We start from the raw sequence: 8,958 nt of genomic DNA on the forward strand, positions 1-8,958 counted from the left end.
CCTGCCTGTCCCGATTGCATTCGATACGTCCCGTGGTAAGACTATTCGTATTATGACTTAACGCTGACTGTAAGACTTAGCTGAGGTTGATCAGCGGGAATAGATCGGGGATCGGGAATGAGGACAAATGCCCGGGCGAGGCAAAGGCTGGCACAAAGGGTCATCGATGAATTGCGCATGCAGATTGAGACCGGCAAGCTTCAGGCGGGCGACCAGCTTCCGACAGAGCCGCAGCTCGAAGCGGCCTTCGATGTTAGCCGGACCGTGGTGCGCGAGGCGATTGCCGATCTTCGTGCTGCAGGCCTCGTCAGACCCGTTCAAGGCAAGGGCGTATTTGTTTCCGAAACGTCGGCGCGATCCGGCCTGCTGCTGACGCCCATCGAGGTCAAAAGCATCCCCGAGACACTGGAATTGCTGGAATTCCGTATGGCGGCGGAAGGCGAGGCGGCGGCAATCGCCGCCTATCGCAGAACGGCTGAACAGGAGGCTGCAATTGCTGCCGCCAACCGCAAGATGGCGCTGCTGATAGAGCAGGAGCTGTCGACCGTCGAAGCGGATTTTGAATTCCACATGGCGATTGCTGCTGCCACGAATAACCGATTCTATGTCGACGTGCTCCGACATTTCGGCGCCCGAACCATCCCGCGCGGACAGTTTCCGACATTGCCTGAAGCGAATGATCGCGCCTATCTGGAGAAGGTGCATGCCGAGCATGCGGAAATTCTGGCCGCGATCGCAGACCAGGACCCGGAGCGAGCGCGCCAGGCGATGCGGGCACATATGCTGGCAAGCCAGCGACGCTATCGCCTCCTGGCCGAGTTGCAGGCGCAATAATGCTCGACACGCTGTTATGGTCATATTATGTCATATGATACAAACGCCCTCTCGGAAGAGGCGCTCCGTATATTTGGTGATGCAGATCGAGGCGGGAAGACGACTATCGGGTCTTCGCGCATTCGATGGCAGCCGCATGATATTTGCTAAAGGATCCGAAGCATTGCCGGTTCAATCGGCAGTGACGTTCGGATGAGGTGATCCGTGGCTCAGACTTCTTCCAGTGTATCTCGCACATTAGTCTATGTCTCGACGGCAGTTGCCGGAACGATCGATGCGTACAGGATGGACGGGGCGACAGGCACGCTCACGCCAATATCCAGCGTGGATGTTGGCCCGATGGTCATGCCGATGGCGGTCAGTCCCGACAGGCGGCATCTCTATGCCGTCATCCGTGCGCAGCCTTACCGGGTACTGACGCTGGCGATCGACCCCGAAAGCGGCAGGTTAAGGCAGGAGGCCGTTGCCGCTCTGCCCGACAGCATGGCCTACATCTCCCTCGATCCGACGGGCGCGCTTCTATTCGCTGCTTCCTATGGCGGCAGCAAGATCGCCGTAATGCTCATCGGCAAAAACGGGCTGGTCACCGCGCAGGCTCAGCAAGTGATCGCAACCGGGCGCAATGCCCATTCGATCGTCAGTGACCGGACAGGCAAATATGTCTTTGCCACCAATCTCGGGTCTGATGCCGTGCAGCAATTCACTCTCGACCCCGAGACCGGGATACTGAAGCCGAATGATCCGATCCAGGTTGCAACCGGCACCGGCTTTGGTCCGCGGCATATCGTCATCTCGCCCGACAACAAGGCCGTCTACGTCCTGACGGAACTGACCGGCCATGTCATTCACTATGCGCTCGATACCGATAAGGGCACATTGAGCGAGATCGAAAGTGTTGCTTCCGTTCCTGAGCATGCCGGGCTGTTGCCAGGTATCGCGCCGCCTGGTCCGGCGGTATCCGGTGTGTCTGCATCGGCTGTGGCTTCAGCAGACACTGGCAAGCCGAAGATCTGGGCCGCAGATATCGGCATCACACCGGACGGCAAATTCCTCTATACGACGGAGAGAACCACCAGTCGGATTGCGCTCTTCCACGTCGGTTCAGGTGACGGAAGACTGACCTACGTCGGAAACTATCCGACCGAACAACAGCCGCGCGGCATCCGCATCGATCCATCGGGGCGGTTCCTTGTCGCATCCGGCGAGAAGTCCGACAGGCTATCGGTCTATGCTATCGACCAAGCCGATGGCGGTCTCGACGTGGTGGGCCGATATCCGGTCAATGCCGGCGCGAACTGGATAGAGATCGTGACATTTCCTTGAGAAGCGTCCGCGCGCGTCAAGCGGCTCTCGGGCGAATATCTACGCAGGTTTTGCAGCCGCCCCGGCAATCAGGCTTTCGATCTCTGAGGAGGGAAGGGGCCGGGCGAACAGATAGCCTTGAAGCAGTTCGCATCCGGCGCTTTCGAGAAAGCGAGCCTGCTCCTCGGTCTCGACGCCTTCCGCTACGACTTCAAGATCGAGTGTTCTGCCGAGCGATACGATGGCGGATGTAATAGCCATATCGCCGAGCTTTTCCGGAATATCGGCAATGAACGATCTGTCGATCTTCAGCCGGGAAAGCGGAAAACGCCTGAGGGTACTCAGGCTTGAATATCCGGTGCCGAAATCATCGATCGCGAGGCTGACACCCAGCGCCTTCAGCTCATGCATCCGCTCTATGGCGCCCTCAACGTCACGCATGATCAAGCTTTCCGTCAGTTCGAGCTCAAGCCATTGCGGATCGAGATCCGCAGATTGCAGCGCGGATGCGACCTGGCTTGTCAGCGAACTCTCCAGAAATTGCCGGGCCGATACGTTGACGCCGACACGCAGTGCCGGCAGATCGCGATCCTGCCATAGCCGGGCTTGCCGGCAGGCTTTGCGCAGAACGATTTCACCGAGCGGAACGATGAGCCCGGTTTCCTCAGCGAGCGGAATGAAGGCGCCAGGCAGCAACAGGCCCTGGGTGGGATGCTGCCAGCGCACAAGGGCCTCGACACCAATGACCCTGCCGCTGCGAACTTCTTTCTGCGGCTGATAATGGAGCACGAATTCGTCTCGCTCCACAGCTCGTCGCAATTCTTCGATACGGATCAGCTTGTTGCGGGCGTCCTCCGCCATGGCCGGTGTGAACAGTCGAATGGCGTTGCGCCCCGCTTCCTTGGCACGGTAGAGCGCCATGTCGGCATTCGCGAACAGTTCCGAGGCCGTCTTGCCATGCTCCATGGCGCAAGCCACGCCAATGCTGCAGCCGACGCGGATTTCGACCCCTTGTACGACCATTGGCTTGGATATGTCCGCGAGAACGTCGGCGAGCCTTTCGTATATCGGCTCGGGGGACTCTTCGAGAACAATGATGAATTCATCGCCGCCGATCCGAGAGACGATGCCGCGACCGCCGATATGGGTCGATATGCGCTGCGCAACCACCGTCAGCAATTCGTCGCCAGCCGCATGACCTAGGGTGTCGTTCACCAGCTTGAAATTGTCCAGGTCGACAAAGGCAACGGCCAGAGACCTTCGCTTCCGTGATGCTTTTTCAAGCAGGGCGCTGAGCTTGCGGTCGAGCAACATGCGGTTGGGAAGCCCGGTGAGCGCATCGTGTTCTGCCAGATAGGCAATGTGGGCGATGTCCCGATGGCGATCGATGGCTATTCCAACGGTCTGCGCTATGCCAGCGAAGAATTCCATAAGTCCAGCCTCGTCGCCATCGGTCTGCATCGTTACCAAGGCCCCATGCCGGCCACCATCCCGCGAGAAAATGGGAAATTCCAGGATGTCGCCGGCAATCGGCTCGGCTTGCTCGCCGTCGAGAGCGAAACTGACGCGTCTGCCATTGAGCAAGCCCTCAAGAAGCGTCCGGGCCTCCTTGAGAAACACATCAAGATCGACGCCGCGCGCCACATCCTGCAGAAGTTTCGTCTGGGCACTCATCAATTTCTCTGCCCGTTTTCGAGCTGAGATATCGCGGGACGCACCGACGACGCCGATGATGTTGCCGTTTCTGTCACGCAGCGGCACCCGCGACATCATGAGCCAACCTTCGCCCTTGAGGCGCCGCTCTTCGACGCCAAGATCGGCCTCGCCGCTCTCCATTACCTGCCGTTCGACTTCTTCGATCTTGTGGGCGTCGGCCATGGGGTGAATTTCGGCATCGGTAAGGCCGATCAGCTCATCGACATGCGTGAAGCCATTGTTGAGGACGATCGCCATGTTGGCAAAAAGGAACCGGCCATTCGTGTCCTTGGCATAGATATAGTCCGGCACATAGTTGATCATCGCCTCGAGCCATTCGTAACGCTCGGCGAGAGACAGATACCGAGCCTGAAGCAATTCAAACGGCTCGTGGACCTGCTCGTCCTCACCGTCTTGATCTCGGTGCGTAGGCTCTAGCGATCCATCCGGCGGCTGCATCATTTATGTTCTCTCACCCGGCAAGCGGACAATATCGGCAGCCAATGCTGCAACAATGAAAGCGTATAGGCATGTCGACTGTCCTCGCTGGCGAGGTGTGGTTCGTCTGTTCACATAAATGTTATCATATAACCGAATTTATAAACATCCGCTCAAGTTTTACAGGAAGATCGCGTCCGCCCGCAAAGAGTGCGCGGACGCTTATCCAGTGGAGGCCGATGGGTTTTCGGGATGAACCGTTGGCGATGAATGCCATTGCGGGTAGGGGGCAAAACCGGCTAAAGCCCAGGTGGTAGAAACGCAGGATTCGCAAGGATAAAATAGCATGCGCGTGGGCAAAGCCGTAACAAGCGGCAATCTTGTGCTTGCCGGCATGCTGATGATGCTTCTCGGCGACTTCCTGTTTTCGCTGAACGATGCCATGGGCAAGTGGCTGGTTGCGAGTTTCTCCGTTGGTCAAATTCTGGTGATCCGCTCCTTCGGTTCGTTCATTATTCTGGTGCCGATGATCGCGCGGCAGGGCAGCGATGCGCTTTTTCGCCTCGAACGGCCGCCGTTGCAGCTTCTGCGCGTCGTCATGACAACGCTCGACGTCGCTCTCTTTTACGCCGCAGTCGCCTATCTGCCGCTTGCCGATGTCATGACCTTCTATATGGCCGGTCCAATCTATGTGGCGGCGATCTCCCATTTCTTCCTCAATGAAAGGATCGGCTGGCGGCGCTGGCTGGCGGTTTTCGTTGGCTTTATCGGCGTATTGATCGCCCTCAGACCATCGGCGGCGATGTTTTCCTGGCCATCGCTCTTCGGCCTTGGCGGCAGCCTTGCGTTCGCATTGACCCTGGTGCTCGGGCGCCGGCTGCGGCAGACTGCCGATGCGACGCTCGTCGCATGGCAGACGGTCGGTGCGCTCATCGCCGGGTTGGTGCTCAGCATCGGAGACTGGCGTTCTGCTTCGGCGCTCGATCTCGGTGCCATGCTTGCTCTCGGCATCGTTGCCGGCGGCGCTCACATGCTGATAACCCGATCCTTGAAGCTCGCGCCGGCGTCACTATTGGCTCCGCTTCAATACAGCCTGCTTGTCTGGGCGATCGCGCTGGGTTTCGTTTTCTTCGGTGATATTCCCGACATCCAGATCGTCGTCGGCTCCGTCATCATTGTTCTTGCCGGGCTTTTCATTTTTCATCGGAAGAATCTGGTCGATACGGTTCCGAAAGACGCCGTTGCTCGGGATGGACATTGATGCGTCGTTAGATCACACAGCAGGCTACCAAGACGCAGGGACTGACGTGCAATCTTGTTGATCGACACCTTGCGTTCGACGAGGCGGTGTGAAAGGGCGAGGGCCAATTGCCGATAATAGCGGGACACGCCGAAATCTCGTTGCACTTGGAGATAAAATATAGCTGCCCTGCCTGCAAACAAACATCAGATAATCTATGTTATGGAACTTAATGGCGATTTGGAAAGCTCTGTCTTTTGACGCAATGAGCTTCAGTGATCGGCTTTGCGAGCGGTGTCATCCGCGCTTACCAGCAGCTTGTCGATCCTGCGGCCATCCAGATCCACGACCTCGAAGCGCCAGCCGCTTTTCGAGAAACTTTCGCCGACATCCGGAAGATGCCGCAATTCCTGCAGCACGAAGCCTGCGACGGTCTGGTAGTCGCGATCGTCTTCGATCTGCAGGTTCATGAAATCGGCGAACTCGTCGATGGGCATCCAGCCGGACACGAGATAGCTGCCGTCGTGACGGCGGACGAGAGCCTGCTCGCCGCCTGCATCGCTTTCCTCCACGGCTCCCAGGATGGCTTCGAGGATGTCGCCGGATGTAATGACGCCCTCGAAGTGGCCGTATTCGTCATAGACAAGCACCATATGCGAAGAAGAGCGACGCAGCGCCTTGACCACGTCAAGGGCGCTGGAAAGGTCTGAAACGATCGGCACCTGTTTGGCAAGCTTCAGAATGTCGGCCTGACCGCCGGAAGCCAGCGCATCGAAGAAATCGCTGGTCGTCAGCACGCCGACGATTTCGTCGGAGCTGTCCTTGCGCAGCGGCAATCGCGCCTTTTCGGTGCGGCGAAGCTGCTCACGAACCTCGTCGAAGCTATCCTCGATATCGATGACTTCCACGTCGCGACGTGGTGTCATGAGTGCTCTTGCGGTTCGGTCGGCCAATCGCATGACGCCCGAGATCATCGCCTGCTCTTCTGTTGCGATGACACCTGCACTTTGCGCTTCTGCCAGAACCGTCTTGATTTCCTCGTCGCTGACACCATCCGCAGCCTTGCCGGATTGGCCGAGCGCGCTCAGAACCAGCCGTCCCGAAATGTCCAGCAGCCAGACGAGCGGCGCTGCGGCCCGCGAAAGAAACACCATGGCCGGCGCGACCTTACTGGCGACCGCTTCCGGCGCACGCAGAGCGACCTGCTTCGGGACAAGCTCGCCGATGATCAGCGACAGATAGGTAATGGCGACCACGACGGAACCGACGCCGATGGCGTCGGCGGCTGCGACTGAAAGACCTTGTGTGGCGAGCCAGCCCGACAGCCGAGCGCCGAGCGTGGCGCCCGAGAACGCGCCGGACAGGACGCCGACGAGCGTGATGCCGATCTGTACGGTTGAAAGGAAGCGGCCCGGTTCCTCGGCCAGCCTCATCGCCATGGCCGCGCCTCCGCTGCCTTGGTCGGAAAGTACCTTCAGACGGGCAGGACGGGATGAGACGATCGCCAATTCCGACATGGCAAGCACGCCGTTAAGGAGGGTGAGAACGATGACGATGGAAATTTCGAGAAGCAAGATCGGCCCTTTTTGGTTTCAGCCGAAAGATAGGTGGCAGGGGCCGCAAAAGCCAGCGCCCCATGGACATGATTTCCTTGACGCCACCATCGAGGGCAATTCGCTGAAGCTATTGGATGGCCGGTAGAATATCCGCGGCGATCTCCTCCATGGTTTCCCCGGGCGGGCGACCCTGCGCGACAAGATTGAAGGCGACGTGATGAATGCCTGCTTCACGCATCGCCGACAAGGCGTCGATCAACCCTCGCCTGCCGGTTCTGCCGCCGAGATTGATCTCCTCATAGGAGGCCCGAGGGTTATCGAGCAGTTCCAGGACCATGGACTGGCCGAAGCCGCGAAAATCCTTGGTTACCTTAGCCTGCGCATTATGCCAAAGCGCCAACCGGTCTTTTTGGACGGGCAACGGCCGGTAATAGGTCATCCAGGCCGTCGCATGGCGCGCGATCCACTCGAGAGATTGCGACGATGAGCCGACCGCGACCATGGGAATGGGCGGTTGTTGCAGCGCAGGTCTAACGGCGAACTCGTTTCGCACGCGATCGCCTTCATCGATGACTTTCTGATCCGGACTAAGCGCAGCGGCGAGGCGCTCCCAATGCGATTGAAAGAGCGCCTTGCGGTTCTCGATATCCTCACCGAAAACGTCATATTCGCTCGGCCGGTCTCCCGAACCGAGACCGAGGACGAACCGACCTTTCGACAGGGAGGCGACGGACAGCGCGGCCTTGGCGATATGGAGTGGATGCCGCAAAGGCAGCACGATCGCGCCCGTCGCCAGCGCTACCTTGGATGTGGATGCGGCCAACGCTCCGAGGAAGACCCATGGATCGGCATGCCCGATCGGATCGGGATAGCTTTCGCTGTTAAGGGGGACATCCCTCACCCACAGCGCATCGAAACCCAATTTGTCGGCTTGGGCGGCGATACCGAGTTGGGTATCGAACCGTATGTCGGCGGCTGTTCTCGTCTGCGCCGGCAGGACTATGCCGAATGAAAGTCGGTTGGGATGGAAAAGCACGTTGCGCCCTGAAATCTATATCCTTGCCAGGGAGATAAGGAGGCTTGCCTAGAAGGAAAAGGGGGACGTGACGGATACAGTGATTATGCGAGGCAGGTGGTCCGCTCCGTGGAGCGGACTGTCATTGTATAACCGGTCCAGTGCGGATCCGTGAGCGCTGGACGCTGTTCAGCTCGCGGTGATGCATTGCTTGACGTAGTCCCGCAATGCTTTCTTCTCCAGACCCTTGGCCGCGCCTTCGTCATGACATGTCTTGCGTTTTGCCAGAACCGGATACTTCTGCTGCAGGCAGCTTTTGACTGCGTCCTTGCGCGCCTGGCCCTTGAGGCCCTGCCCCGTCGCGTCCTGCCGGCAGGCTTGCCGCGCCGTCTTGATCTCATCCTTCGACGGCATGGTCGATGATGGTGCCGATGTGGAAGGGGTCGTGGCGGGAGCTGGCGTTGCGGTCGTCGCAGGTGTCGTCGTTTGGGCGAAGACCACGGTTGCGGAAGACAGGGCGAAGAGAGCGGCGACGGTCGCACTTAACAGCTTGCGGGTCATGGGCATATCCTTTTGCCTGAAGGCCATTCATGTTCAAGCCGCCGACCCCATCACGAGATCGGCGTCCTTCTTGAACGATGGTCATCGGCTTATCCGTCGCTCGGACTGCCAAATAATTCCAACTAGGCTGCCTGCTTCGTCAATACAGTACGACGCTTCGGATGCTTTCGCCGGAGTGCATGAGCTCGAAGCCCTTGTTGATGTCTTCGAGGGGCATGGTGTGGGTGATCATCGGATCGATCTGGATCTTGCCCTCCATGTACCAGTCGACGATCTTCGGGACATCGGTGCGGCCGCGCGCGCCGCCGAAGGCCGTC

General features: G+C 58.8%; 7 protein-coding genes and 1 pseudogene. 3 read left to right on the forward strand and 5 right to left on the reverse strand.

Annotated features, from left to right (window positions below; all coding sequences use genetic code 11):
* Positions 1 to 117: 117 nt before the first annotated feature.
* Both AC13Q5_RS30190 and AC13Q5_RS30195 read left to right on the forward strand, forming a co-directional pair.
* Positions 118 to 834, forward strand: a complete 717-nt coding sequence (locus AC13Q5_RS30190) for a FadR/GntR family transcriptional regulator (RefSeq protein WP_457880626.1) — start codon at positions 118 to 120, stop codon at positions 832 to 834.
* 204 nt (positions 835 to 1,038) lie between these two features.
* On the forward strand, positions 1,039 to 2,157 hold the full coding sequence (locus tag AC13Q5_RS30195; RefSeq protein WP_488504185.1) for a lactonase family protein: 1,119 nt from the start codon (positions 1,039 to 1,041) through the stop codon (positions 2,155 to 2,157).
* A gap of 39 nt (positions 2,158 to 2,196) precedes the next feature.
* Here the strand turns inward: AC13Q5_RS30195 and AC13Q5_RS30200 are convergent, their stop codons facing one another.
* On the reverse strand, positions 2,197 to 4,209 hold the full coding sequence (locus AC13Q5_RS30200) for a putative bifunctional diguanylate cyclase/phosphodiesterase (protein WP_488504186.1): 2,013 nt from the start codon (positions 4,207 to 4,209) through the stop codon (positions 2,197 to 2,199).
* Between the two features lie 406 nt (positions 4,210 to 4,615).
* Here AC13Q5_RS30200 and AC13Q5_RS30205 point away from each other — a divergent pair, with 406 nt between their 5' ends.
* Positions 4,616 to 5,530 carry a DMT family transporter gene (locus AC13Q5_RS30205; RefSeq protein WP_488504187.1) on the forward strand — a complete coding sequence of 305 codons (915 nt, stop codon included), beginning with the start codon at positions 4,616 to 4,618 and terminating at the stop codon, positions 5,528 to 5,530.
* A gap of 251 nt (positions 5,531 to 5,781) precedes the next feature.
* Here the strand turns inward: AC13Q5_RS30205 and AC13Q5_RS30210 are convergent, their stop codons facing one another.
* The 4 genes and pseudogenes from AC13Q5_RS30210 to AC13Q5_RS30225 all read right to left on the reverse strand — a co-directional run.
* A complete protein-coding gene (locus AC13Q5_RS30210) occupies positions 5,782 to 7,083 on the reverse strand; it encodes a hemolysin family protein (RefSeq protein WP_488504188.1) in 1,302 nt (433 codons plus the stop codon).
* A gap of 109 nt (positions 7,084 to 7,192) precedes the next feature.
* A complete protein-coding gene (locus tag AC13Q5_RS30215; RefSeq protein ID WP_075857254.1) occupies positions 7,193 to 8,101 on the reverse strand; it encodes a TIGR03571 family LLM class oxidoreductase in 909 nt (302 codons plus the stop codon).
* A gap of 168 nt (positions 8,102 to 8,269) precedes the next feature.
* A complete protein-coding gene (locus AC13Q5_RS30220; protein WP_075857257.1) occupies positions 8,270 to 8,641 on the reverse strand; it encodes a PsiF family protein in 372 nt (123 codons plus the stop codon).
* Positions 8,642 to 8,780: 139 nt separating this feature from the next.
* A pseudogene (locus AC13Q5_RS30225) lies at positions 8,781 to 8,958 on the reverse strand (S-(hydroxymethyl)glutathione dehydrogenase); the annotation flags it as partial.

This window comes from Martinezella sp. CNPSo 3964, from assembly GCF_057784375.1.